Annotated in this window: 18 protein-coding genes; 8 read left to right on the top strand and 10 right to left on the bottom strand. The window is 70.3% G+C overall.

Annotated features, from left to right (window positions below):
- Positions 1–499: 499 nt before the first annotated feature.
- The 3 genes from HNR00_RS06470 to HNR00_RS06460 all read left to right on the top strand — a co-directional run bounded on the left by HNR00_RS06470 (position 500) and on the right by HNR00_RS06460 (position 5,994).
- Complete coding sequence (locus HNR00_RS06470) at positions 500–1,228, top strand: ImuA family protein (protein ID WP_183567350.1); 729 nt, start codon at positions 500–502, stop codon at positions 1,226–1,228.
- Complete coding sequence (locus tag HNR00_RS06465; protein WP_183566718.1) at positions 1,140–2,651, top strand: DUF6504 family protein; 1,512 nt, start codon at positions 1,140–1,142, stop codon at positions 2,649–2,651. Before HNR00_RS06470 ends, HNR00_RS06465 begins: the two co-directional genes overlap by 89 nt.
- Positions 2,652–2,832: 181 nt before the next feature.
- On the top strand, positions 2,833–5,994 hold the full coding sequence (locus HNR00_RS06460) for an error-prone DNA polymerase (protein ID WP_183566715.1): 3,162 nt from the start codon (positions 2,833–2,835) through the stop codon (positions 5,992–5,994).
- A gap of 108 nt (positions 5,995–6,102) precedes the next feature.
- On the opposite strand, the gene HNR00_RS06455 is transcribed toward HNR00_RS06460, so the two are convergent.
- The 3 genes from HNR00_RS06455 to pedF all read right to left on the bottom strand — a co-directional run bounded on the left by HNR00_RS06455 (position 6,103) and on the right by pedF (position 9,495).
- The gene (locus HNR00_RS06455; RefSeq protein ID WP_183566712.1) at positions 6,103–7,890 is read right to left on the bottom strand and encodes a PQQ-dependent methanol/ethanol family dehydrogenase; all 1,788 of its coding nucleotides are present in this window, start codon (positions 7,888–7,890) and stop codon (positions 6,103–6,105) included.
- A gap of 370 nt (positions 7,891–8,260) precedes the next feature.
- Positions 8,261–9,118 (bottom strand): substrate-binding periplasmic protein, encoded by an 858-nt coding sequence (locus HNR00_RS06450; RefSeq protein WP_183566709.1) that lies wholly within the window; start codon positions 9,116–9,118, stop codon positions 8,261–8,263.
- Positions 9,119–9,120: 2 nt separating this feature from the next.
- Positions 9,121–9,495 carry a cytochrome c-550 PedF gene (pedF, locus tag HNR00_RS06445; protein WP_312886008.1) on the bottom strand — a complete coding sequence of 125 codons (375 nt, stop codon included), beginning with the start codon at positions 9,493–9,495 and terminating at the stop codon, positions 9,121–9,123.
- 380 nt (positions 9,496–9,875) lie between these two features.
- Here pedF and pedA1 point away from each other — a divergent pair, with 380 nt between their 5' ends.
- From pedA1 to HNR00_RS06425, 4 genes are all read left to right on the top strand, one after another.
- A complete protein-coding gene (gene pedA1, locus HNR00_RS06440) occupies positions 9,876–11,123 on the top strand; it encodes a lanthanide ABC transporter ABC transporter substrate-binding protein PedA1 (RefSeq protein WP_183566704.1) in 1,248 nt (415 codons plus the stop codon).
- Entirely contained in the window at positions 11,120–12,133 is a 1,014-nt protein-coding gene (locus HNR00_RS06435; RefSeq protein WP_183566701.1) for a YVTN family beta-propeller repeat protein, read from the top strand. The genes pedA1 and HNR00_RS06435 overlap by 4 nt, the downstream gene beginning before the upstream one ends.
- Before the next feature lie 194 nt (positions 12,134–12,327).
- A complete protein-coding gene (locus HNR00_RS06430; RefSeq protein WP_183566698.1) occupies positions 12,328–14,403 on the top strand; it encodes a 4Fe-4S binding protein in 2,076 nt (691 codons plus the stop codon).
- Positions 14,400–15,383, top strand: coding sequence for an FAD:protein FMN transferase (locus HNR00_RS06425; protein WP_183566695.1), 984 nt, complete (start codon positions 14,400–14,402; stop codon positions 15,381–15,383). The genes HNR00_RS06430 and HNR00_RS06425 overlap by 4 nt, the downstream gene beginning before the upstream one ends.
- Positions 15,384–15,389: 6 nt before the next feature.
- On the opposite strand, the gene HNR00_RS06420 is transcribed toward HNR00_RS06425, so the two are convergent.
- A complete protein-coding gene (locus HNR00_RS06420) occupies positions 15,390–17,498 on the bottom strand; it encodes a GAF domain-containing hybrid sensor histidine kinase/response regulator (RefSeq protein ID WP_183566692.1) in 2,109 nt (702 codons plus the stop codon).
- 271 nt (positions 17,499–17,769) lie between these two features.
- On the opposite strand from HNR00_RS06420, the gene HNR00_RS06415 reads away from it, so the two are divergent.
- The gene (locus HNR00_RS06415) at positions 17,770–18,033 is read left to right on the top strand and encodes a hypothetical protein (RefSeq protein ID WP_183566688.1); all 264 of its coding nucleotides are present in this window, start codon (positions 17,770–17,772) and stop codon (positions 18,031–18,033) included.
- A gap of 205 nt (positions 18,034–18,238) precedes the next feature.
- On the opposite strand, the gene HNR00_RS06410 is transcribed toward HNR00_RS06415, so the two are convergent.
- The 6 genes from HNR00_RS06410 to HNR00_RS06385 all read right to left on the bottom strand — a co-directional run bounded on the left by HNR00_RS06410 (position 18,239) and on the right by HNR00_RS06385 (position 26,194).
- Positions 18,239–19,210 carry a tripartite tricarboxylate transporter substrate-binding protein gene (locus tag HNR00_RS06410; RefSeq protein WP_183566685.1) on the bottom strand — a complete coding sequence of 324 codons (972 nt, stop codon included), beginning with the start codon at positions 19,208–19,210 and terminating at the stop codon, positions 18,239–18,241.
- A gap of 126 nt (positions 19,211–19,336) precedes the next feature.
- Positions 19,337–20,842 (bottom strand): tripartite tricarboxylate transporter permease, encoded by a 1,506-nt coding sequence (locus HNR00_RS06405; protein WP_183566682.1) that lies wholly within the window; start codon positions 20,840–20,842, stop codon positions 19,337–19,339.
- A gap of 18 nt (positions 20,843–20,860) precedes the next feature.
- Positions 20,861–21,526 (bottom strand): tripartite tricarboxylate transporter TctB family protein, encoded by a 666-nt coding sequence (locus HNR00_RS06400; RefSeq protein WP_183566679.1) that lies wholly within the window; start codon positions 21,524–21,526, stop codon positions 20,861–20,863.
- 153 nt (positions 21,527–21,679) lie between these two features.
- Positions 21,680–22,669: a Bug family tripartite tricarboxylate transporter substrate binding protein gene (locus HNR00_RS06395; RefSeq protein WP_183566676.1), complete on the bottom strand. Its 990-nt coding sequence runs from the start codon at positions 22,667–22,669 to the stop codon at positions 21,680–21,682.
- Positions 22,670–22,835: 166 nt separating this feature from the next.
- Positions 22,836–23,882 (bottom strand): GNAT family N-acetyltransferase, encoded by a 1,047-nt coding sequence (locus tag HNR00_RS25925; RefSeq protein ID WP_210306336.1) that lies wholly within the window; start codon positions 23,880–23,882, stop codon positions 22,836–22,838.
- A complete protein-coding gene (locus HNR00_RS06385) occupies positions 23,876–26,194 on the bottom strand; it encodes a TonB-dependent siderophore receptor (protein ID WP_183566673.1) in 2,319 nt (772 codons plus the stop codon). The genes HNR00_RS25925 and HNR00_RS06385 overlap by 7 nt, the downstream gene beginning before the upstream one ends.
- Positions 26,195–26,325 lie beyond the last annotated feature (131 nt).

Genomic DNA, 26,325 nt, shown 5'->3' with positions numbered 1-26,325 from the left:
GGTCTCCGGCACCGCTGCACGATAGATGGGCGGACGCGAACGTCTGTCATTCAACGGCAACAGCGGGCGGATTTGTTGCATGAGCACACGGCCCGCATGCGCTTTTCGCGGCCACCTGCGTCGATTGCCCGCGCCGCACGCAGGGCTTTCGCCGATTCGGAACGCCGGTCGGCAAGGTCAAGGCTGGGCTTGGAATAAAATCCGCATTTTCAACAGGGAGCGTGGAGCTTGAGCGGTTGACCGGAGGCGGCTCAGCCGTGTTCACTCTTTGTTCTATTCACGGTCCTTCAATCCGCCCCGGTCCATGCCCCCTGCCCCCCTCCCTGATCCGCCGGACCCGCAGGCTGCCGCGCCACGGCAGGGTTTGGCGCGTGTCCCCTCCCCGCAAGGGGAAGGAGAGGCGCTCCATCCTGTTCGCACGAAGGGATGCGAAGACGAAGGCCCTGATCCGACGGCTCCGACAGCGGGCCGACCTCCCCCGGCGCGCGCCAAGAACGTCCTGGCCGAGCTGCGCCGCCTCGCCGAGCCTGCCGCCACGGCGCGGACCGGCGGGGCCGTGCTGCCGTTCGGGGCCTCTGGTCTCGATGGCGCCCTGCCGGGAGGCGGGCTGGCGCTCGGCGCGCTGCACCAGATCCACGAGGGCGGCCCGCGCGGGCGCTACGCCGCCTCCGCCGTGCTGTTCGCGGGCGGCATTCTGGCCCGGCTCGACGGACCCGTGCTGTGGTGCCTGCACAGCCGCGACCTGTTCGCCCCGGCGCTCGCCCGCGTCGGGCTCCATCCCGACCGGGTGGTCTATTGCGAGACGTGGCGCGACGCCGAGGTGCTGCCCGCCATGGAAGAAGGCCTGCGCCACCGGGGGCTGGCCGGCGTCGTCGGCGAGCTGACCCGCATGGCGCTGACGCCGTCGCGCCGGCTCCAACTCGCCGCGGAAGGCTCGGGCGTGACCGCGCTGGTGCTGCACCGGGTCTGCGCGGGCGAGGCGGCCGAGCCCGAGCCGTCCGCCGCCCGTACCCGCTGGCGGGTGAGCCCGGCCCCGTCCGACACGGACAACCCCCGTCACCTCGGCCGCCCGCGCTGGCGGCTCGACCTGCAGCGCTGCCGCGGCGGGGCGCCGGGCTCGTGGATCGTGGAGGCCTGCGATGCGCAGGGTCGTCTCGCTGTGCCTGCCCTCCTGGCCGACCGACCGGCTGCGCCGGAGCGCGTCCCCCGCCGCGCCGCCGTCCGGTGAGCCGCTGGCGACCGTGCGCCAGGACGGCCCACGCCGGGTGCTGGCCGGGATCGACGCCGCCGCCCGGCGCGCGGGCTTGAAGCGCGGCATGCCCGCGGCCCAGGCCATGGCGATGGTGCCGGGCCTGCGCCTCGCCGCGGCCGAGCCCGAGGCCGACGCGGCGGCGCTGATGCGGCTCGGGCTCTGGTGCCTGCGCTACGCCCCCCTCGTCGCCCTCGATCCGCCCGACGGCCTGCTGATCGACATCGCGGGCGCCGCCCACTTGCACGGCGGCGAGGCGGCGCTGATGGCCGACCTTTTGGCACGGCTGGAGCGGACCGGCCTGTGCGCCCGCCTCTCGCTCGCCGACACGCCGGGCGGCGCCTGGGCGCTCGCCCGATTCGGGCCGGGCGGGATCGTGCTCCCGGGCGGCCTCGGCGATGCCCTGTCGCCGCTGCCGGTCGCGGCCCTGCGCCTGCCGCCGGAGACCGTCGCGGCGCTTCGCGAGGTCGGCCTCGCGCGAATCGGCGGGCTGATGCGGGCGCCCCGCGCGCCGCTGCGCCGCCGCTTCGGTCCGGAGCCGCTGCTTCGCCTCGACCGGGCGCTCGGCGCCGAGCCGGAGCCGCTGGCCTTCCTCACCGCGCCCGACATGCCGCAGGCCGCCGCGCGCTTCGCCGAGCCGGTCAGTAGCCCGGAGGTGCTGGCGAAAGTCGTGGCCGATCTCTGCGCCCGGCTGGCGCCCGATCTGGAGCGGACCGGGCTCGGGGCGCGCCGCCTCGATCTCGTCTTCCGCCGGGTCGACCGCCTCGATCAGGCGATCCGTGTCGGCACCGCGCGGGGCAGCCGCGACGCAGGCCATCTCGCCCGCCTCCTGACCGAGCGCCTGCCGCGGATCGATCCCGGCTTCGGCATCGAGGAGATGGTGCTGACCGCCTCCCGCACCGAGCCCCTGGCCGAGCGCCAGCTCTCGGGCGCGGTCCTCGGGCAGGGCCCGGAGATCGCCGACCTCGCCGCGCTCATCGACACGCTGCGCCTGCGCCTCGGGGCGGAGCGGGTCTACCGGCTGGCGCCGGTCGAGAGCGACCTGCCCGAGCGCGCGGTGCGCCGCGTCGCCCCGCTCAGTGCCCCCTCGGGCGCGCTCTGGCCCGCCGATCTGCCGCGCCCGGCCCGCCTCCTCGACGCCCCCGAGCCGGTCGCCGCGATGGCCGAGATTCCCGACGCGCCGCCCCTGTTCTTCGTCTGGCGCGGCGCCCGCCACCGCGTCGCCCGCGCCGACGGGCCGGAGCGCATCCTGGGCGAATGGTGGGTCGCGCCGGGCGAGACCGACATGACCCGCGACTATTACCGAGTCGAGACCGAGGCCGGTGAGCGCTTCTGGCTGTTTCGCGACGGCCCGATGGAGGCCGAGGGCCGCTGGTGGCTGCACGGGCTCGGCGAGGCGTGAGGGTTTTTGCTCGCGCTTTCCCCTCTCCCTTGCGGGGAGGGGTAGGGGTGGGGGTGGTTCAGGAGGAACCGCAGCGGTGCCTTCTGCCCGACCCCCACCTCCTACCTCCTCCCCGCAAGGGGGAGGAGAAGCCCGGCGGCGGCCGAGGCGATGACATCTTACGCCCCCAGCGGGGCGCCCGGTGAGCCTCCCCGAACTCCACGTCACCACCCACTTCTCCTTCCTGCGCGGCGCGTCGAGCCCGGAAGAGCTGTTCGCGGCAGCCGCCCTGCTCGGCATCCCGGCGCTCGGCGTGACCGATCACGGCTCGCTCGCCGGGATGGTCCGGGCGCATCAGGCGGCCAGGACGACGGGCGTGCGCCTCGTCGTCGGCTGCCGGCTCGATCTCGAGGATGCGCCGCCGCTCCTCGTCTATCCGACCGACCGGGCGGCCTATGGCCGGCTGTGCCGGCTGCTGAGCCTCGGCAAGGCGCGGGGCGGCAAGGGCCGCTGCGTGCTGGCGTGGCAGGACGTCGAGGCGTGGCAGGAGGGTCTGTTCGCCATCCTGCTGGTGGAGCACACCGATCCGCGCCTCGGCGACGAGTTGGCGCGCCTCAAAACCCTGTTCGGGGCGCGCGCCTCCTGCGCCCTGACCCGCCGCTTCCGGCCCGACGACGCGGCGCGGCTCGATGCCCTCGCCGGGGCCGCCCGGCGGGCGCGGGTGCCGGTCGTCGCCACCGGCGACATCCTCTACCACGTGGTCGGGCGGCGCCGGTTGCAGGACGTGGCGACCTGCATCCGCCGCGGCGTCACGATCGAGCGGGCGGGATTCCTGAAGGAGCGCCACGCCGACCGCTTCCTGAAGGCGCCCGAGGAGACCGCGCGCCTGTTCGCCCGCTTCCCGGAAGCGCTCGCGCGCGCGCAAGACATCGCGCAGGCCTGCCGCTTCTCGCTCGACGACCTCGCCTACGAATACCCCTCGGAATCCGGCCCCGACGGCCGGACCGCACGGGAGCGGCTGGACGTCCTGACCTGGGCCGGGGCCGAGCGGCGCTATCCGGAGGGCGTGCCGGAGGCGGTGGCGCGGCAACTCGTCCACGAACTCGGGCTGATCGCCCGGCTCGGCTACGCACCGTACTTCCTGACGGTCCATTCGATCGTCGAATACGCCGAAACCCAAAAAATCCTGTGCCAGGGTCGCGGCTCGGCGGCGAATTCCGCGGTCTGCTACTGCCTGGGCATCACCGCGATCGATCCGATCCAGCAGACCCTGCTGTTCGAGCGCTTCGTCTCCGAGGCCCGGCGCGAGCCGCCCGACATCGACGTCGATTTCGAGCACGAGCGCCGCGAGCAGGTGATCCAGTGGATTTTTGAAACTTACGGCCGCCACCGCGCCGCGCTGACCGCCGTCGTCAGCCGGTTTCGCGCCCGCGGGGCGCTCCGCGAGGTCGGCAAGGTGATGGGCCTGCCGGAGGAGGTGACCGGCGCCCTCAACCGGCTGACCTGGCCCTGGGGCGGCGAGGGGGCGGGCGAGCGGGAACTGAAGGCGCTGGGCCTCGACCCGGCCGACCGGCGCCTGCGGCTCACCCTGGAGATCGCCCGCGAGCTGATCGACACGCCGCGCCACCTGTCGCAGCATCCCGGCGGCTTCGTGCTCACCCTCGACCGCCTCGACGAACTCGTGCCGGTCGAGCCCGCCGCGATGGAGAACCGTCAGGTCATCGAGTGGGACAAGGACGACATCGACGCCCTCAAGTTCATGAAGGTCGACGTGCTGGGGCTCGGCATGCTCGGCTGCCTGCGCCGCGCCTTCGCGCTTCTGGACACGGCCAAGAGCCTCCCGCTCGACCTCGCCGCGATCCCGCAGGACGATCCCGCCACCTTCGCGATGATCCGGAAAGCGGACACGGTCGGCGTGTTCCAGATCGAGAGCCGCGCGCAGATGGCGATGCTGCCGCGGATGAAGCCGAGAAAGTTCTACGACCTCGTGATCGAGGTGGCGCTGGTGCGTCCCGGCCCGATCCAGGGCGACATGGTCCATCCCTATCTGCGCCGCCGGGAGGGGCGCGAGGAGGTGACCTATCCGACGCCCGCCTTGCGAAAGGTGCTCGAAAAGACGCTCGGCGTGCCGCTGTTCCAGGAGCAGGCGATGCAGGTCGCCATGGTCGGTGCGGGCTTCACCGCCGCGGAGGCCGACGAGCTGCGCCGCTCGATGGCGACCTTCAAGATGACGGGGGGCGTCCACCGCTTCGAGAGCCGGCTGATCGAGGGGATGGTCGCCAACGGCTACGCGCGCGACTTCGCCGAGCGCACCTTCCGCCAGCTCGAAGGCTTCGGCTCCTACGGCTTCCCGGAGAGCCACGCCGCCTCCTTCGCGCTGCTTGCCTACGCCTCGTCCTACCTGAAGTGTCACCACCCGGACGTTTTTTGCGCCGCCCTCCTGAACGCGCAGCCGATGGGCTTCTACGCCCCCGCCCAGATCGTGCGCGACGCCCGCGAGCACGGCGTCCCGATCCACCCCGTCGACGTGAATCTTTCGGAATGGGACTGCACCCTGGAGCCGACGGAGTCCGGGCGCCTGCTCGCGGTGCGGCTCGGCCTGCGCCTCGTCGGCGGCCTGCCTGAGCGCGACGGCGCCCGTCTGGTCGCCGCGCGAAAATCTCAAAAAGAATTCGCGACGCTGGCCGCGCTGTCGCGGCGCACCGGCCTGCCCACCGCCTCGCTGGCCTGCCTCGTGCGGGCGGATGCCTTCCGCTCGCTCGGCCTGAACCGGCGCGAGGCCGCCTGGGCGGTGCGCGCCCTGGTGCCGGCACCGCTGCCGCTCTTCGCCGCCGCGGCGCAGGAGGGCTCGGCCGAGCCCGCCATCGCCGAGCCGCCCGTGGCGCTGCCACCGCTGAGCGCGGGCGGCGAGGTCGTGGCCGATTACCGCGCCAAGGGCCTCAGCCTGCGGGCCCATCCGCTGAGCTTCCTGCGGGCCGAACTGACGGCGCTCGGCGACCGGCCCTGCGACCGGCTGGGCCAAGCCCGCGACGGGGCGCGGCTCACCGTCTGCGGCCTCGTGCTGATGCGCCAGCGGCCGGGCTCGGCCAAGGGCACCCTGTTCCTGACCCTGGAGGACGAGACCGGTATCGCCAACCTGATCGTGCGCCCGGACCTGTTCGAGCGCAGCCGCCGCACGGTGCTGGCCGCCCGGCTGATGGCCTGCCGCGGCCGGGTTCAAAAGGTCGGCGCAGTCGTCCACCTCATCGCCGCGGAGCTGTTCGACCGCTCCGCTCTCATCGCCCGGATCGGCGAGGAGGGCGCGCCGTCGGAGCCGGAGCCCGGCCGGGGACCGCTGCGCGTGCATGCCCGCAACTTCCGCTGAGACCCGCGACATCGAACGACGAAAGCCCCCGGAGCGGCGGACCGCTCCGGGGGCTTTCTTCACCCGTTCCACGAGAGCCGGCCCCGAGGGGACCGGCCCGACCTGATGTCAGCGCGCCGCCATCTTCTTGGGCAGCTTGAACGCCCAGAAGCTGCCGCCCTGGTTGATGCCGGCGGTGGACTTGGCCACCTCGCCGCCCCAGAGCGGGACCGCGCCGCCCCAGCCGGCCGCGACGCCGATCCATTGCTCGCCGTCCTGCTCCCAGGTGATCGGCGAGGAGACCACGCCGGTGCCGACCTGGAACTTCCACACCTCTTCGCCGGACTTGGCGTCGAAGGCCTTCAGGAAGCCCTCCGGCGTGCCGGTGAAGACGAGGTTGCCGCCGGTGGTGAGCACGCCGCCCCAGAGCGGGGCCTTGTTCTTGTAGTTCCACACCACCTTGCCGGTGGCCGGGTCGATGGCTTTGAGCGAACCGATATGGTCCTCGAAGATCGGCTTGATGGTGAAGCCGGCACCGAGATAGGCGGCGCCCTTCTTGTAGTTCACCGGCTCGTTCCAGATGTCCATGCCCCACTCGTTGGAGGGGACGTAGAACAGCTTGGTGTCGGGGCTGTAGGCGACCGGCATCCAGTTCTTGCCGCCGAGGAAGCTCGGCACCGCGAACACGGACTTGCCCTTTTTGCCGTCCTCGGACTTCGACGGGTCGCCGGGGCGGAACGCGTCGTCGTAGATCGGACGGCCGTCCTTACCGATGCCCTTGGCCCAGTTGATCTTTTCCACGAACGGCGAGGCCGAGATGAACTTGCCGTTGGTGCGATCCAGAACGTAGAAGAAGCCGTTGCGGTCGGCCGTGGCGCCGGCCTTGACGGTCTTGCCGTCCTTCTGGAGATCGAACGGCACGAACTCGTTCACGCCGTCGAAGTCCCAGCCGTCATGCGGCGTGGTCTGGAAGCCCCACACGATCTCGCCGTTGTCGGGGTTGAGCGCGATGCGCGAGGCCGACCACTTGTTGTCGCCGGGGCGCAGGGCCGAGTTCCACGGGCCCGGATTACCGGTGCCGAAGTACAGGAGGTTGGTCTCGGCGTCGTAGGTGCCCCCGAGCCAGGTGGCGCCGCCGCCGTACTTCCACAGGTCGCCCGGCCAGGTCTCGTTGACCTTGCCGGTCATCGTCGAGGGCTTGCCGTTCAGCTCGCCCATATGGCCTTCGATGACGGGGCGCTTCCAGATGACCTCGCCGGTCTCGGCGTCGCGCGCCTCGACCCGGCCGACGATGCCGAACTCGCCGCCCGACACGCCGGTGATGATCTTGCCGTTCACGATCAGCGGGGCGGCGGTGTAGCTGTAGCCGGCCTTGAAGTCGTCGATGTCCTTGCGCCACACCACCTTGCCGGTCTTGGCGTCGAGCGCGACCAGCTTGGCGTCGAGCGTGCCGAAATAGACCTTGTCCTTGTAGAGCGCCGCACCCCGGTTCACCACGTCGCAGCAGGGCAGGATGCCTTCGGGCAGGCGGGCGTTGTATTCCCACAGCTTCTCGCCGGTGCGGGAATCGACCGCGTACATCCGCGAATACGAGCCGGTGACGTAGATCACGCCGTCCTTGACCAGCGCCTGACTCTCCTGGCCGCGCTGCTTCTCGCCGCCGAACGAGAAGGAATAGGCCGGGACGAGGCCCTGGATCGTCTCCTTGTTGATGGCCTTCAGCGGCGAGTAGCGCTGCGCCTGGAGGCCGAGGCCGTAGGTGACGACGTCGTCGGGGGTCTTGGCGTCGTTGAGGATCGCCTCGTTGCTGACGCCGCCGGACGTCTTGCTGGCCTCGGGCGCCGCGAGCGCCTGGGACGCGCCCGCAAGCAGCGCCGCCGCCCCCACGGCCGCGAGGAACCGGTCACGCACCTTCATCGCACTTCCTCCTGATCTGAACGGGCGGCCGGCGGACCTTGTCTCGGTCGCTCGAACGGTCTCCCATGATCGGCAAGTTATCCACGCGCGGGCGGCGTGGTTATTGGCCATAAGTCGAAGATAAGGATTTTTGCGGCGCAGAAAATCGATAGAGGGCAGAATCTCAGCTGAATTCTGCAGTCGATCGTACAGAGGCGGACATCAAAAACCTCGGACCACGCATAAGGCGCGACCCAAGGCCTTTCGATGATTCAAAGCCTCACGACCGAGGCAATCTCATAAGCTTCCGAACGGGTCGCCGCGGAAGCCGAGTTCCCCCCTCTCCCCACGTGCGGGGAGAGGGGATGCGCGGTCAGCGTGGCAGCCGCTCTCAGAAGCCCTTCGGCGGCAAAAACGTCACCCCGTAGCGTTCGCAGATCGCCTTCAGCCGCCCGTCCTCCGTCATCGCCCCGAGCGCTTCGCCGACGGCGTAGCCGAGGTCGCGCGAATCGGAGCGCACCGCCCCGCCCAGTTCCCAGCTCGTCTTCACCAGCCCGCCGAGCGCGATCTCGACCACGGGGAAGCGGTCCGGACCGGCCTTGGCCGCGAACAACGCCGCCTCGATCGCCGGGCGCGTGCCGGCCAGGATCGCGGTCTCGCCGGAAAGAAACGCCTTGGCGGCCTCGTCGAAGTTGCGGAAGTGCTTGAGATTGTTCCGGTAGCGCCCGTTCTCGGCCATGAGGATCTGCAGGTCGGAGGCGCTGGCGCCCTCGACCGCGACCTGATTCTCCTCGATGTCGGGGAAGCTCGAAAATCCCTCCATCCTGTCCCGCGCCCAGGCGAAGGCGAGGCGTTGCTCGAAATAGGGGCGCACCAGGAAGATCTGCTCGTTGCGGATGCCCAAGAGCTTGTCGTTCGGCACGTGCAGCATCAGGTCGGCGAGCTTCGAGCCGGCGAGATCGCCCTTCCACAGGTTGAGGCGGAAATCGCCGTCGACGTTCTCGCCGGCATCCACCAGGCGCAGGTCGAGCTTGAGCTTCAGCGAATCGGCCAGCGCCTGGGCCACGTCCACGTCGATGCCGACGGGTTTCTCGTCGCGCAGGTCGGAGAACGGGGCGTTCTCGGCGTAGAGCGCGACCCGCAGGGTGCCGTCGCCCGTCACCTCGTCGAGGGGACGGGACCGGGCGGGACTCGCCGCGAGGGCCGCGAGACCCGCCAGCACGCCGCGTCGGGTGGGGAAGCGCGCCACGGCTACTCTTCGTGCTTGGCTTCGAGGTAGGTGCGGATCGCCCACATGGCTTCCTGCGAGAGGATGCCGTCGAAGGCCGGCATCTTGGTCACGCCGTTGATGACGGCGCCGTGCTTCATCCGCTCGACGAAGTACTCGTCGCCCTCCTTGCCGGTCGGCAGGTAGCGCAGGTCCGGGGCGAGGCCGCCGGAGATCATCTGCAGGCCGTGGCAGCGGGCGCAGTTCTGGTTGTAGCCGGAATCGCCGATCGCCACCGCCTTCTCGTTGCCGCGATAGGGGTTCTCCACCTTCCATTCCGTACCGAGGGGGTCGAGCCCGTCGGTATTGACCGGCTGGGGCTGCACGTCGCCGTGGGCGAGCGCGCCGCCCGCGAGCACGAGGCCGAGCAGAAGCCCGCCCGCGAGAGCATCGGCCCGAAAGGTGGCTGCCGGCTTTCGGGGGAAAGCCGATGCGGCACAAGAACCTAGACACTCGTCCTGGATCCGAGATCCAGGACGAGTGTCTAGACGAATTCGTGTGGTCATGTCCGTCTCGCTCCCTGCCTGCCCCGAGGGGTGGCGCGTCGTGCGGGAGGCGGGTCAGCCAAAAGCCCGCGCTCCTCGATTGTGAGCCACGGTATCAAGCCGGCCGGGAGCGACCCATTGTGCTTTGGTACGACGCGCTTGAGCGTCGATCTGCGACCTTGGTCCAATATCGGCGCCGCGAACCTCGCGCCTATGCTTGCCCCAAAATCCAGGGTGGAACCGTTCGGGGCACGATGCCGACACGCGCCGATCTCGCCGACGGCGGCCAACGGGCTTGGGGCAGGCGTGCTCTGCGGCCCCTCCTGACGGCGTTCGCCCTCCTCATTGCCGCCCCGGCGCTCGCGAGCCCGCCCAAGAGCCCCCCCCTTGCGATCCACTATGTCGAGCGCCGGGTGGAGCGCCCGACCCCGCTCAACAACGAGCCGCCGATCCCCGACGACGAGGGGCTTCGCGGGGCGGAGCTGGGGCTTCGCGACGGCAACGCCACCGGCCGCTTCGTCGGCCTGTCCTTCGCCCTCAAGACGACGGTGGTGGAACCCGGCGCCGACCTGCCCGCGGCGCTCGCCGCGCTGACGCGGGAGAACGGCGGCCCCTTGCGCTTCCTCGTGGTCAACGCCCCGGCCGACGACCTGCTCGCCATCGCCGACGCCCCCGAGGCGCGCGAGGCGGTGATGCTCAATATCGGCGCCCCGGACGTGCGCCTGCGCGACCGCGACTGCCGCGCCCGGCTCCTGCACGTGCTGCCCTCGCGCGACATGCTCACCGACGCGCTGGCGCAGCTCCTCCTGTTCAAGCGCTGGAACCGCCTGCTGCTGGTCTCCGGCCCCGGCGCGGACGACGCCCTCTACGCGGACGCTCTCCGCAAGAGCGCGAAAAAATTCGGCGCCCGGATCGTCGCCGAGGCAAGCTTCGACGCTCGCGGCGCCGACCTGCGCGACTCGGCGCTGAAGGAATTTCCGGTCATCACCCGCGGCCCCGAGCACGACGTGGTGGCTGTGGCCGACGAGCGGGCCGAGTTCGGGGCCAACCTCGTCTACAACACCGCCTCGCCCCGCCCCGTCGTCGGCACGCAGGGGCTGACGCCGACCGCCTGGGGCCGCCCGGTCGAGGCCTGGGCCGCCGTGCAGTTGCAGGAGCGCTTCGCCAAGCTCGCGGGCCGCCCGATGGGCGCCATCGACTGGGCCGGCTGGATGGCGGTCCACGCCGTGACGGAGGCCGCCACCCAACTCAAGTCGAGCGACCCGACCGCGATCCGCGACCTTCTCTTGTCCAAAAAATTCGAGGTCGGCGGCTTCAAGGGGCGCGCGCTCAGCTTCCGCCCCTGGAACGGGCAATTGCGCCAGCCGGTCTTCGTGCTCTGGCCCGGGGCCGTCGTCGCCGCCGCCCCGGTCGAGGGCTTTCTGCACCGGCGCACCGAACTCGACACGCTGGGGCTCGACGAGCCCGAGAGCGCCTGCCGCGCCTTCGGAGGCACCCCATGATTCTTTCGCGATTTCTTGTCGGTGCGGCCCTGCTGATGCCGCTCGGCGCGCAGGCGCACGAGGTCTACGTCTCGAACGAGCGCGACAACACCGTCTCGGTGATCGATTCCGCGACCTGGGAGGTGACCCGCACCTTTCCCGTCGGCCGGCGCCCGCGCGGGCTGACCTTCTCGCGGGACGGCAAGCGCCTGTTCGTCTGCGCCAGCGATTCCGACGCCGTGCAGGTGATCGACCCCGACACCGGAAAGCCGCTGCACGACCTGCCCTCGGGCGAGGACCCGGAACAGTTCGCGCTGGCGCCCGACGGCCGGACGCTCTTCATCGCCAACGAGAACAACGCGACGACGACCGTGGTCGATGCCGACACCCGCAAGGTGCTGGCGCAGATCGATGTCGGCATCGAGCCCGAGGGCATGGCGGTGAGCCCGGACGGCCAGCTCGCGGTGACGACCTCCGAGACCACCAACATGGTCCACTGGATCGACACGAAGTCGCTCCAGGCGACCGACGCGACGCCGGTCGGCCAGCGCCCGCGCCACGCCGAGTTCACCCGCGACGGCCAACGGCTCTGGGTCTCCTCCGAGATCGGCGGCACGGTGGCGGTGATCGACGTCGCGAGCCGTCAGGTGGTCGAGACCATCGGCTTCGAGATCAAGGGGATTTCCGGCGACCGCATCCAGCCGGTCGGCATCGCGCTGTCGGAGGATGGCCGCAACGCCTTCGTGGCGCTCGGGCCGTCCGACCGGGTCGCCGTGGTCGATACCGAGAGCTTCAAGGTGAAGGCCTACATCCTCGTCGGCCGCCGGGTCTGGCACGTCGCGGCCCTGCCGGGCGGCGAGCGGCTGGTGACGACCAACGGCGTGTCGGGCGACGTGACGGTGATCGATGCGGGTGCGATGAAGGCGCTGCGCAGCATCAAGGTCGGGCGCTACCCGTGGGGCGCCGCGGTGCGGCCGGCGGCGGGCGAGGCCAAGGGGAAGGACGGGCGTTCGGCAGGGGCCGCCGAGTGAGTCACGCCGCGGGCCGCTTCACCGTACCCTCCCCCCTCCGCGGGGGAGGGTGCCCGCGGAGCGGGCGGGAGAGGGGAGCGAAGGCTCCGCTTGGCCGCCCTCGACGCGAAATCCTCGGAACCGTCGCTCCCCTCTCCCGACCTCCTTCGGGGGCCACCCTCCCCCGCAGAGGGGGGAGGGATGCGCGCGCGGCTATGCGCTTTTTCTTCGTGAGCATTTTTGCGGCGCTGCTCCTCGCCCACCCCGCCCAAGCCGGCACCCTCGAACGCGCCGGAATGGAGAAAAACTTCCCCCCGCCCCTCGTCGTCGGCGAGCGCGACGATCGCCTTCCCATCTGGCCGATCCTTAAGCAGGAGGCCGGTTCCTACGAGGTCGTCGCCTACGCCTTCGAATCGATCGACTTCGCCCGCATCCCCGGCTTCGGCGGCACGGCCCCCAACCTCCTGATCGCGCTCGCCCCCGACGGCACCTTTCGAGACGCCAAGGTGATCGCCCATCACGAGCCGGTCTTCCTCGAAGGGCTGGGCTCCGAGCCGCTCTTCGCCTTCGTCGAGCAGTATGTCGGCCTCTCGGCTCGCCAGCCGATCCGGGTCGGGCGGCCGAACGCGCGGGGCAGCGGCGCCGCGCCCGCCACCACCGTCGACGGCATCTCGATGGCCACCGCCTCGACCCGCGTCATCAACGAGACGATGCTCGCCGCCTCGCTCGCGGTCGCGCGGGAAAAGCTCGGCTTCGGCGCGGTCAATGCCGGCCTGCGGGTCGAGGCCAAGCCGGATGTCGAACCGCTGAGCCTCGCCGAACTGGAGCGGCGCGGCTGGATCAAGCGCTGGCGGATCGCGCCTGCGGAGGTCGATGCGGCCTTTGCCGGCACCGGCCTCGCCGATCCCGATCCGGGCCCGCCGGACGAGCCGTTCGCCGCGTTGACGCTGGCCTATCTCAACGTGCCGAGCATCGGCCGCGCGATCCTCGGCGAGGCCGCCCAAGCCCGCTTGATGCGCGAGATCGGCCCCGGCGGCCATGCCGTGCTGGTGATCAGTTCGGGCCGTTGGAGCCCGATCCCGGAAGACTTCCTGCTCGGCTCGGTGCCGGAGCGGCTGACGATCCAGCAGGGCGGCCTCACCGTGAACGCCCGCGACGCCGCCTGGGAGCGGCGCGACCTCGCCCCCGATCTCGCCGCCGGCCCCTGGACCCTCCTGAAGATCGGCGACGCCGCGGGCTTCGACCCCTCCGCCCCCTGGTCGCTCTCCGTGAAGGTGACGCGCGAGCGCGGCCAGATCTTTCCGGAAAAGGTCGCCCGCGAGATCGCCACCGAGTACCGGTTGCCGCCCGAACTGTTCACCCGCGAGGTCCCGGACGATGGACCGAGTTGGACCGATTCCTGGCGCGCACGCGGCGTCGAACTCGGGATCATCGCGGCGGCCCTTGGCCTCCTCGTGCCGGTGCTCGCCCGGCAGGACGCGCTGGTGGCGCAGCCCCGCCCCTTCGGGCTCTTCCGCCTCGGCTTCCTCGCCTTCACCCTCGGCTTCGTCGGCTGGTACGCCCAGGCGCAGCTCTCGATCGTCACCCTCGTCGGTGCTGCGCGCGCGCTGTTCCAGACGGGCGACTTCGGCTTTCTGCTCTACGATCCGCCCTCGCTCCTGATCTGGGGCTTCGTGCTGGCGACGCTCGTGGTCTGGGGCCGGGGCACGTTCTGCGGCTGGCTCTGCCCGTTCGGCGCGCTGCAGGAATTTTTCGCTTTTTTCGCCAAGCCCCTGCGCATCCGGCAAATCACCGTGCCGCCCCGCCTCGACCGGGCGCTGCGGCAGGTGAAGTACGCGGTTCTCGCCGCGATCCTGCTCGCTGCCGCCCTCGGCTCGCCGCTCGCCGACGGCTTTTCGGAAATCGAGCCGTTCAAGACGGCGATCACGCTGTACTTCGTCCGGTCCTGGCCGTTCGTGCTCTACGCGGTCGGCCTGCTCGCCCTCAACCTCTTCGTCTACAAGGGGTTCTGCCGTTATCTCTGCCCCCTCGGCGCGGGCCTCGCATTGGCCGGGCGGCTGCGCCTGCTCGACTGGATTCCGCGCCGGGCCGAGTGCGGCTCGCCGTGCCAGCTCTGCAAGGTGCGCTGCCGCTACGGCGCCATCGAGCCGTCGGGCCAAATCGATTATCCCGAATGCTTCCAGTGCATGGAGTGCGTGACGATCATCGGCGATCCGCATCAATGCGTACCGCAGGTGCTAGCGGCCAAGCGCGGCAAGCACCTCGTCCCGCAGCCGGTGGCCGCCGAATGAGTTTTTCCCTTCGTCCCGCGTTCGAGCGGCGCCGCGTACTGCTCGGCGGCCTCGGCGCGCTGGCGGCGCTCGCCGCCGGGCCGGCGGCGTTCCGGGCGCTGGCCGTCGACCGTGGGCGGCGGGCCGCGACGCGGGCCGGGCTCTCCTTCGGCACCACGGTCTCGCTCACGCTGGTGGCGGATCGCGACGAGGCCTTCGAGCCCGCCTTCCGCGACGCCTTCGCGGCGATCCGCGCGGTCGAGGCGGCGGGCAGCCTCTACCGGCCCGACAGCGCCCTCTCCCGCCTGAACCGCGACGGCCGGCTCGACGCCCCCGATCCGCTGCTGCTGACGATGCTGCGCTTTGCCCTGGCGCTCGCCGAGCGAAGCCATGGTGCCTTCGATCCGACGGTGCAGCCGCTCTGGACGCTGTGGTCGGAACTCACCGCGAAGGGCGAGCGGCCGGGCTCGGCGGCCCGCGCCGAGGCCGTGGCGCGGATCGGCTGGCGGCACGTGGCCGTGGACGAGGCCGGCATCCGCCTCACCCGGCCGGGCATGGGCGTGACCCTCAACGGCCTGATCCAGGGCTTCGCCGCCGACCGAGTGATGGCGGTGCTGAAGCGCCACGGCATCGCCGACGCCTTCGTCGACACCGGCGAGTTCGCCGCCGCGGGGGCGCATGCCGACGGCACCCCCTGGCGGCTCGGCCTCGCCGCCCGCGGCGCGGCCGAGCCCGCCGCGGTGATCGCCCCCTTCGCGGGCTTTGCCGCGACCTCCGGCGACGACGCGACCGTGTTCTCGCCCGACCGGCGCGACCATCACATCTTCGATCCCGCGACCGGCCTGTCGCCCACCGCGCTCTCGGGCGTGACCGTGACGGCCTCGAGCGGGCTCCTCGCCGACGGTCTCTCCACCGCGGCCTTCGTGATGGGGGAGCGGGCGGGCGCCGCGCTCGTGCAGGGTTACACCGGCTGTTCCGCGCACTTCACGGCCAAGGCCTGACCGGCCTCAGGCGTGCTGCACCGGCGACGCGCCGTCGTGGCTCGCCCAGCGCTCGACGGTCGCCAGAAGCGCCTCGCGCTTGAACGGCTTGCCGATATGGGCCTGCATTCCGGCGGCCAGGTAGTCGCGCATCTGCTGCGGCAGGACGTTGGCCGTCATGGCGACGATCGGCACCGCCGCCGCCGCTCCGCCCAGGTCGCGGATGCGGCGGGTGGCGGTCATGCCGTCCATGCCGGGCATCTGGATGTCCATCAGCACGAGGTCGTAGCGGCCTCTCGCCACCGCCTCGATCGCCTCGGCGCCGCTGGAGGCGACATCGACCGTGTGCCCGCCCAGCGCCAGGACCGCGCGGCCGAGTTCCTGATTGACGAACACGTCCTCGACCAGAAGCACCCGGCAGGGCCGGTGCCGGGGCGGCCCCGCCGGCGCGGCCTCGAATGCGGCCGGTGCCGCGACGGCGGGCAGCGCGATCTCGACCCGGAAGGTCGACCCCACTCCCGGCTCGCTGGTCAGGCCGATCGTGCCGCCCATCAGCTCGACCAGCCGCTTCGAGATGGCGAGCCCGAGCCCCGTTCCGCTGAACTCGCGCCGGATTGTGCCGTCGATCTGGCTGAAGCGCTCGAACAGCAGGTGCTGCTTGGCGGCCGGGATGCCGATGCCGGTGTCGCGCACCTCGAAGCACAATCTTCCTCGCTCGGAGGCCGTGATGGCGAGGGCGATGCCGCCGCGGCGCGTGAACTTCACCGCGTTGTTGAGGAGGTTGAGCAGCACCTGCCGCAGCCGGTTGCGGTCGCCGACCACGCAGGCCGGCAGACCCGGCCCGATCGCGACGGCGAGGTTCAGACCCTTCTGCTCGGCGCCAGTGCGGACGATCGCGGCGGTCTCCTCGGCCAGCGGGGCGAGGGCGAACGGCGCGGGCGCGAGCGCGATCCGGCCCGCTTCGACCTGCGAGAAATCGAGGATGTCGTCCACGATGGTCAGGAGCGCCGAGCCGGCGGAGCGGACGCGCTCGGCGTGCAGGCGCGCGGCAGGACCGAGAGCGGGATCGTCGAGCAGAAGGTCGGTGTAGCCGAGCATGCCGTTGAGCGGCGTGCGGATCTCGTGGCTCATCGAGGCCAGGAACTCGGACTTCGCCCGGTTCGCCGCCTCGGCCTGGATCCGCGCCGCCTCCAGCTCGGCCGTCCGCTCGGCGACGCGCTCGGCGAGCGTCGCGTTGAGGTCGCGCAATTCCCGCTCGGCGGATTCGCGGGCGGTGTCGTCGCGCAGCGTCAGCACGGCGCCGACCTGCTGCCCCTCGCCGCTGCGCAGCGGCTGGGCGGTGCCGATCGCCAGAACCCGGGACCCGTCGGGACGGTGGATGCGCCAGCGCGCATCCGCCACCCGCTCGCCGGCCACGGCGCGGGCGAGGGGCAGTTCGAGCGGCGGATGGGGCCGGCCGTCCTCGGTGAAGAGGTGGTAGGTCTCGCTGTAGCGCTCCGGCTCGACATCGAGCCGGGCCACGCCGTGGATCGCCGCCGCCGCCTCGTTCACGAAGGTGATGCCGCCCTCCGCGTCGGTGACGATGACGCCCTCGGCGAGCTGACCGAGGATCGCGGCGTGCCGGTCGGCCGTCGCCCGCTCCCGTTCGGCTTGGACCTCGTAGAGGCGCAGATGGGCGACGACGACGCTCGACAGGTCCCGCAGCCGCTCACGATCGGCTTGCGCGAAGCGGCGCGGCTGCCGGTCCATCAGGCACAGGGTCCCGATCCGCACGCCGGGGCGCAGGATCAGCGGCGCGCCGGCATAGAAGCGGATGCCCGGCTCGCCCGTGACCAGGGGATTGTCGGCAAAGCGCGGATCGGTCCGCGTATCCTCGACGACGAGCACCTCGTCCGAGAGGATGGTCTGTGCGCAGAAGACCAGCCTGCGGGGCGCGCCCGCCGCCGAGAGGCCGCACTTCGCCTTGAACCAGAGATCGTCCGCGTCGAGCAGGGCCACCGTCGCGATCGGCACCGCGAACAGGGCGGCGGCGGTGCGGCAGACCGCGTCGTAATGCGCTTCCGGCTCGGTCCCGAGGATGCGCAGCGCGTGCAGGGCTTCGAGCCGCTCCAACTCGTTCGGAGGAAGAGGAACCATGCCGGACATCAGGCCCTGGAGGCACACCCGGCCTGTAGGCCGCGTGCGTCGATCCGATCGTCGACGCCGAAGCGTTGCACCGACCGGTTGCGTTACCTTTAATCCTTTGAAGCGCGAATCGATTAGCGCGCTTTCGTGAAAATGGTTTTCGATTTGCCTCCGGTGCCCTCGGCACGACGCTGCGGCAAGTCGCGGCAGCGCATTCCGGTTGATCCCGACCGGGTCCGGCCCGAGACTCGGCGCGTTTCGGAACGAGGCTGGGGATCGAGCGATGAGCGCCCTCGACGGACTGCTCCTTCTGGCCTTCCTGGCCCCGCCGACGCCGATCCGGCCGGAGCCGCCGCGGCGCGTGCCGGGCTGGGTTCCGGCCTTCATCATGGGGGCCACCGTCTTCCTGATGATGGCGCCGATGATCGCGATCTGGAGCTTCCACCGGCCGGAGAAGCCGTTCCGGGACGCCTGCGAGGCCTCGGGCGGCCGCGTGGTGCCCGCCTCTCTGGCCGGCGACGGCCCCCCGCGCTGTCGGCGGTTCTGAGGCCGCGAGCGGGTCCCCCGTATCCGTCCCCCTCCTTGCCGGAGCGCCGCAGGCGAATCCGGAGGGGCGCGCCGGAGGCGTGAAAGCCGCGACGGCGCATCGTCCGCCGGGGCACCCCGCATCACGGGTGGATCCCGGGTTCCGCTGCGCGGCCCCGGGATCATCGTGGCGGATGGATCCGGGTCCTCGGCTTTGCGGCCGAGGCCTACTGGTTGGCCTCGACGGCGTTGCGCAGCACCGGGGTCCAGCGGGCGACCTCGCTCTCGACGAGCTTCTGCAGGGCCGCCGGGCCCGCCTCGCCGGTCTTCGGCACCGTGCCGCCGAGTTCCTGGATGCGCTTCGTCGCGTTCGGGTCCTTCAGGGCCGCATCGAGGGCGGCGACGAGCTTCTTGCGCACGTCCTCGGGCAGGCCCTTGGGGGCGAACACCGCGTTCCAGGCGCTGACCTCGTAGCCCGGCAGGCCGGCTTCCTTGGTGGTCGGCACGTCGGGCAGGCTCGGGTTCCGCTCCGGCGTGGCGATGGCGTAGGCCTTGATCGTGCCGCCGGCGATCTGGGTCGCGACGTTGACGATCTGGTCGGTCATGAAGTCGACCTGACCGGCCATCAGGTCGTTCAGCGCCGGGCCGGTGCCGCGATAGACCACGAGCGTGGGCTTGGCGCCGATCTGCGAGTCGAACAGCACCCCGGTCGAGTGCGAGACCGAGCCGACGCCGGCATGGGCCTGATTGATCGAGGTGCCGCCCGCCTTCACCGCCTCGACGAAGCTCTTCAGGTCGGGCGCCGGGAAGGCCTTCTTGGCGACGATGACGATGGGCGTGCCGGCGGCGAGCCCGATCGGGTCGAAGCTCGTGGCCGGATCGTATTTCAGGCCCTTGAACAGGGCGGGCGCGGCGCCGTGCGTGCCCATGTGGCCCATCATGATGGTGTAGCCGTCGGGCGCCGCCTGCGACGCGCGGGTGATGCCCGTGGTGCCGCCGGCGCCGGTGACGTTCTCGATCACCACCTGCTGGCCGAGCGCCTTCGACATCGGCTCGGCGACGATGCGGGCGACGATGTCGGTCGGGCCGCCCGCGGCGAACGGGACCACCATGGTGATCGGCCGCTGCGGGTAGGAATCGGCGCGGGCGGTGGCAGCGGACAGAGCTGCCAGAAGCCCGATCGCGAGAGCCTTCTTCACGGTGTTCCCCCTGCTTGATCTTGGTGGACCCGCAGCATTCGCCACGGGTCCGATGGTTGTTCGATGCTCGGGCGCCGGAAGACGCCCTGTGGAAACGAAGCCCGTCGGAGCTTTAATCCCGATGATTCAGGCCTCGGTGAAGACTTCGTCCCGGCTCTTTCGCAACGACGGCAACAGGGCCGCGGCGAGGATCGCGAAGGCGATGATGAACAGCACCGCGCTGACCGGCCGCTCCAGGAACACCATCGGGTCGCCGCGCGAGAGCGTGAGCGAACGGCGCAGGTATTCCTCCATCAGCTTGCCGAGCACGAAGCCGAGCAGCAGCGGGGCCGGCTCGAAGCCGAACTTGATCAGCAGGTAGCCCATCAGCCCGAAGAAGCCGATCAGCATCACGTCGGTCGGGAGCGAGTTGATGGAGTAGATGCCGACCGAGCAGAACATCAGGATCGCCGGGAACATCAGCCGGTAGGGCACCTTGAGCAGGCGCACCCACAGGCCGACCAGCGGCAGGTTGATGATCAGCAGCATCAGGTTGCCGATCCACATCGAGGCGATCATGCCCCAGAACAGGTCCGGGCTCTTGGTCATTACGCCGGGGCCGGGGATGATGCCGTGGATCGTCATGGCGCCGACCATCAGGGCCATCACGGCGTTCGGCGGGATGCCCAGCGTCAGCAACGGGATGAAGGCGGTCTGCGCGCCGGCGTTGTTGGCGCTTTCCGGCCCCGCCACGCCCTCGATGGCGCCGCGGCCGAAACGGCTCGGGTCCTTGGCGAGCTTCTTCTCGATCGTGTAGGCGGCGAACGGCCCGAGCACGGCGCCGTTGCCCGGCAGGATGCCGAGCGTCGCGCCGATGGCGGTGCCGCGCAGGGTCGCGGGCGCCGCCTGCTTGAGTTCGGCCAGACCGGGGAGCAGCCGGCCGATGCGCTCGCGCACCACGTCGCGGGCCTCGGTCTGGTCGAGGTTGCGCAGGATCTCGGCGATGCCGAACAGGCCCATCGCCAGCACCGAGAAGTCGACGCCGTCGGTGAGGAACGAGAAGCCGAAGGTCATCCGCTCCTGGCCGGTCTCCAGATCGGTGCCGACGGCGGCGAACAGCACGCCGACGAGGATCATCGCCACCGCCTTCAGCACCGAGCCGTGGGCGAGCACGACGGCGAAGGCCAGCCCCATCACCATCAGGGCGAAGTACTCGGCCGGGCCGAAGATCAGGGCGAGCTTGGTCAGCGGCGCGCCGAGCGCCGCGATCAGCAGGGTCGCGACCGTGCCGGCGAAGAACGAGGCGATGGCCGCGGTGCCGAGCGCGATGCCGGCCCGGCCCTGGCGGGCCATCTGGTGGCCGTCGAGGGTGGTGACGACCGAGGTCGCCTCGCCGGGGATGTTGACGAGGATCGCGGTCGTCGAGCCGCCGTACTGCGCGCCGTAATAGATGCCGGCGAGCATGATGAGCGCGCCCACCGGATCGAGCCCGAAGGTGATCGGCAGGAGCATCGCGATGGTGGCGATCGGCCCGACGCCGGGCAGCACGCCGATCAGCGTGCCGACGAGACAGCCCAGGAAGCACAGGGCCACGTTCTGGAGGCTGAGCGCGACGGCGAAGCCGAGGCCCAGATTGGAGAGAAGGTCCGTCACGGAAATCCGCTCCGAGGGTCAGGTCGTCAGGGAGTGGCGCGCGACCTCGATGGGTTCGCGCCGGCCCGAGCGGCGTTGGACGAGGAGGAGCACGAGCCCGGCGAGGACGAGGACGCCCACCGCGATCCGCAGCAGCGTGCGGGACGGGAGGACGCCGGTCATCGCCTGGATGAAGGCGGTCGGGAAGATCGGGATCGGCAGGTTCAGCATGTCGCCGAACAGCAGCATGCAGCCCGCGGTCAGGAACAGCGCGAGCGTCAGGAGTTCGAGGAAGCGCGCCTCGGTGCCGGCATAGCCCGCGATCACGATGGCGAGCGGGCCGGCGACGATGAGGCCGAGGCCTGGCGTGACGATGCCGCCGATGGCGAAGGGCCGGATCGTCACCGCGAAGGCCAGGATCGCCAGCGAGATGACGAGGGGCCCGCGCAGGGTGAAGGACTGGAGCGGCGCACCGTCATGGGTGAAGCCGGCGATCGCCAGCGCCAGCCCGCAGACGGCGACGCCGATCGACAGCCAGAACGGCATCAGGCCGGGGCCGATGGCCCGCAGCGAGCCGTAATCGAGGTCGCTCGACGCCCAGACGCCGAATAGGCCGAGCCCGATGAGGCCGAGGCCGGCGACCAGACTCTGCGGGGCCCGTACTGCGCCGCGGCGCGACGACGTGCCGTCGTGGGGCGCGTCCATCCCTGTCTCCTCCCGTGTCCCGTGCCGCCGTCTCGGGCGGCTTTTTCTGTGTTGTGGTTGTTTTGGGTTCTGGCACGGCGCGCCGGGCGCGTCGTGCCTGAAAATCGAGCCGGCGCGGCACCTTCCACAGACCGGCCGAACTGGGCTTCCGGATCAGTCGGCCTGGATGCCGGCGTCCTTGACCACCGGAGTCCACTTGGCGATCTCGGACTTGACGTGCTCGGCCAAGGCCTCGGGCGTCGAGGGGGTGATCTTGGCGCTGAACCCCTTCATCCGCTCGGCGAGCCCCGGATCGGCCAGGGCCTTGGTCGCGGCGGCGTTGAGGGCGTCGATGATGGGCTTTGGGGTCTTGGGCGGCGCGAACAGCGCGTTCCAAGTGTAGGTCTCGTAGTTCGGCAGGCCCGATTCCGCGATGGTCGGCACGTCGGGGAAGGACGAGGCGCGCTCCTTCGTCGTCACCGCGAGCGCCCGCAGGCTGCCGGCCTTGATGAATTCGGAGGCCGAGGGGAGGTTGTCGAACTGGATCGGCACCTGGCCCGCCACCACGTCGTTGAGCGCCGGGCCCGAGCCGCGATAGGGGATGTGGGTCATCTTCACCCCGGCCATGCTCTTGAACAGCTCGCCCGAGAGGTGGAGCGGCGTGCCGATGCCCGAGGAGGCGTAGTTGTACTTGGTCGGGTCGGCCTTCAGCAGGGCGATCAGCTCCTGCACGTTCTTGGCCGGCAGGCTCGGGTTGACCACGAGCACGTTCGGCACGACCACGAGCAGGGCCACGGGGCTGAAATCGGTGACCGGGTCGTAGGGCTTGCGCTTGAGGATCAGCGGGTTGAGGGCGTGGGTCGCGACCGTGCCCATCAGGATGGTGTAGCCGTCGGGCTCGGCCTTCGCGACGCGCGCCGCGCCGACATTGCCGCCCGCGCCGACGACGTTCTCGACCACGACCTGCTGGCCGAGGATGTCCGACATCTTCTGCGCCACGAGGCGCCCGACCACGTCGGTCGAGCCGCCGGCCGCGAAGGGGACCACGAGGGTGACGGGCCGCGTCGGATAGGCCGGCGCTTGCGCGCGCGCGCCGAACGGCATCGCCGCGGCGACCAATCCGCCGACGACGAGCGCACGACGCGACAGGGATGACAGACCCATCCAAACTCCTCCCGGATCATTGTCTTGGCGCGCCGACTCGGGGTCGGCACGCTCGCGCATGAAGGAGGAGAAGCAGGTCGGCGCGCAAGCCGTGCGGGGCGCCGATTCGAAACAGACTTGTGAAGTCGCAACTCGAACCGTCTCCGAAACCTCGGAAACGGCCCCGTCAGGCCGGCCCGGAATGGGGCGGACCGAAGAAGGTCTCGCGCTCCATGAAGATGAGTTCGGAGCGCTTGTGCGGCAGGTCGAATTCCTTGAGCCGCACGAAGCCCTGCTTCTGCATGTACTCGATCCAGCGCACGTGATCGATGCGCGGGTCGCCGATCAGCCGCTGCGTGCGGGAATCGTCGAGGAACATGTAATGGGCCACGGCGCGGAACCACGCCTCGACCTTGCCCGGCCCCTGATGGCGCGAATCGCCCACGAGCAGATGCAGGCCGCGGTCGTAGTCCTGCGCGTCGTAGAACGGCGAGACCCGGTCTTCCTTGGCCCAGTACATCTCGAAATAGGCGAACGGGGCGTCGTCGAAGCAGCCGAAGAAGCTCGTCATGTGCGGATCGGCCTCGACGGTCCTCAGGTAGGTCCGGTGCCGGTCGAGGTCGCCGCGCTCGTTCCAGAACTCGGCGACGCTGTCGAGGTTCATCCAGCGATTGAAGGTCTCGAGGTCGCCCTCGATATCGATGGCGCGGATCGAGAAATCCGCCTTGAAGCGCGGCATGTGGCGCCGATAGACCTCGCCGACCGGCTTCGGCGGGCGCTTCGGGTGGCGCTTGTCGCCGCTCATCACGTAGGCGAGCGGCGTCTGCCCGCTAGCGCGGCCCTTCAGCCACAGCCCCGGATGCTGCCAGAACGCGTTGCGGCCCACGGTGAGCCGCAAGCCCCCCTCCCCCGGCTCGGCGGCCTGGACCACGCCGGCCCGGATCGCCTCGCAGGCCCAGTCGTCGGAGGCCGGCAGGGTGATCTGCGCGGTCTCGACCTTCGGGCGCCGGGCGAAGACGTGAGCCAGCAGCGGCAACAGGGTTTCGGGCGGCAGTTCCGCGTCGAACCCATCGGCTGCGTAAAAGACGTGCCGCTCGGGCCGGGCGAGGGCCAGCGCGCCGGCCCCCTCCACGAGCACGCGGGCCCGCTCGTCCTCGACCTCGGCCCAGGCGCGCCGCCCGTCCGCGAGGACGAGGGCGAAGGGCGCGGATTCCTGATCCGAAGAACTCACCACGTGTAACGCGCTCCGAGGATGACCTTGCGCTCCTGGCCATAGAAGCAGGAGGTCGGATCGCTACAGGCGGTGATGTACTTCCGGTCGGCGAGGTTACGGACGTTGAGCGAGAAGCGCCAGTTCTCGTAGGCGTAGGAGATGGCGGCATCGACGAGGAAGTTTTCCTTCACCCGGATCGGTGTGTCGAAGACCACACCTCCTGCACCTGTAACCGGGTCGCCCGGGATGCCGGTCGTCTGATCGAAGCCGCCGAAGGAGGAGCCGTTGTAGCGCAATCCCGCCGCGAGGCGCAGCCCGCGCAGATCGCCGGTCAGGAAGGTGTAGTCGCCCCAGATCGAACCGATACGGTCCGGGACCGCGGTCGGACGCGTTGAGAGACCCGTGAGCGACGGGTCGTTGATGATACGGACATCCTGCAGTGTGTAGCTGCCGATCATCCGGAAGCCGTTGCCGAGATCGACCAGCGCCTCCAATTCGAAGCCCTTCGAGCGCTGATCCTCGGCGAAGGACGTGAAGTTGAAGGTCGAGACGACGTTCGTCTGCGTGATATCGAAGGCGGCCGCCGAGAGCAGGATCGGCAGATCCGGCGACTGATAGCGAATGCCCACCTCCTTCTGCCGACCCAGGCTCGGCTCGAACGGCGCGCCCTGAATGAGGGCCCCGCCAACGCCCTGCGACGAGGCTGCGCCCGGGTTGACCGAGAAGGACTCGGAGTAGCTGATGTATGGGGCGAGGCCGTTGTCGAGGAGGTAGACGAGGCCGATCCGCGGCGACAGGGCGCTGTCCGTGGTGAAGGCGACGTTGGTGCCGTAAGAGACCCTGTCCGAATAATCGCTCGTCGCCGAGTCGTAGCGCGCGCCTGCCGTCAGCACGAGTTTGTCGAAGATTTTGATCTGATCTTGGATGTAGACGCCGACCTGGGAGATGTTCTGCTTCTCATTTCTGATCAGCAGCGGCAGCCCCGGCGCGATCGGCTGACCGATGCCGGTGACCAGATCGAGCACGCCCCCGGAGCGGAAATCCTGCCGGTCGAAACTGTACTGGTTCAGATAATCGACGCCGGCCAGAACCGTGTGCTTGGTCGGCCCAACCAGGAAGTCGAACTGAAGCTGGTTATCGACCGTGAATGTGGCAGCACCGTTCTTACCGCCGATGGCGTTGCGGAGAAGGTTGCGCTTGGCGTTGAAATTGTTCTCCGCAGTGTCGAAGATATCGAACCGCGGAATACCGGCGCCGTAGACGGTGTTGATGCTCGTTGTGACGCTGGCGTAGCGCATGTTCTGGCGGAAGGCGAGATTGTCGCTGAAGCGATGCTCGAACTCGTAGCCGATGGCGTATTGCGTGCGGATTTGCTTGTCGAAGTCGCGGTTGCCGGTCCAGAAATTGCGCTGGATGCGCCCGAACGGGTTCGGCAGCACGGTGCCGCGGGCGGGGTAGAAGTCGCTGTCGATGTGGGTGTCGTCCTGCAGCACCGAGCCGAACAGGATCAGCGAGGTCTGGTTGTCGGGCTTCCAGGCGAGCGACGGCGCGAGTGCGATGCGCTGACCGGTGAAGGGATTGCCGCCGTTGAGCTGGCTGTTCTGGCCGACGCCGACCATGCGGTAGCTCAGCGTGCCGTCGTTGTTGAGCGCCCCGCCGAAATCGACACCGATGCGCGGCTGCTCGAAATTGCCGACCAGCATGTCGACCATGGCGAAGGGCACGGGAGTCGGGCGCTTCGAGACGTAGTTGATGGTGCCGCCGGGGCCGCCTTGTCCGTAGAGGACCGAGGAGGGGCCGCGCAGGATCTCGATGCGCTCGACGGTGTAGGGATCAACGCGGTAGCCGCCGTAGGGCCGGGTCAGCGGCAGGCGCAGGTTGTCCTGGAAGAAGTTCGCCGGCAGGCCGCGAATCAGGATGTAGTTGTCCGAGCGCGAGTTGCTGCCGTAGGTGTCGGCATTGACGCCCGGCGTGTACTGGAAGACCTCGCTCGCGCTGGTCGCCTGCTGGACCTCGATGCGGTCGCGCCCGATGACGGTGAGCGATTGCGGCGTCTCGACGATCGGCGTGGCGGTCTTGCTGCCCGCGGTGCTGGTGCGGGCGACGAAGCCATCGACGGGCCCCTTGCCGCCGGCTTCCGGATCGCCGGAGACCGAGACCACGTTGGCGCGTCCGGGCGCACGGATGCCGGCTCCCGGACGGACCGGGCCCCGACCTTCGGCCGACACCGAGATCTCGTCGAGCCGGGTCGATTCCTGGGCCAGGGCACCGAGCGGCGCCGCGAGGCCCACCGCGCCGAGCAAGGCCGCCGAACCGGCAGACAGCACCGACATCCGGCACCTATCCGAGATACGCATCAACACCCCCGAAGCAGAGATCGCCCTGTGGTCAAGCTTGCTATTCGGTAATTCAGCCACATGCAATACATGGCGATTAGTCTGGAATTGTTTTTAGAACCATTCTA

This window comes from Methylorubrum rhodinum (genome assembly GCF_014199935.1).
Taxonomy (GTDB): domain Bacteria; phylum Pseudomonadota; class Alphaproteobacteria; order Rhizobiales; family Beijerinckiaceae; genus Methylobacterium; species Methylobacterium rhodinum.
Note: the sequence above shows the minus strand (reverse complement) of the source record. Positions and strands in the feature narration are given on the sequence as shown.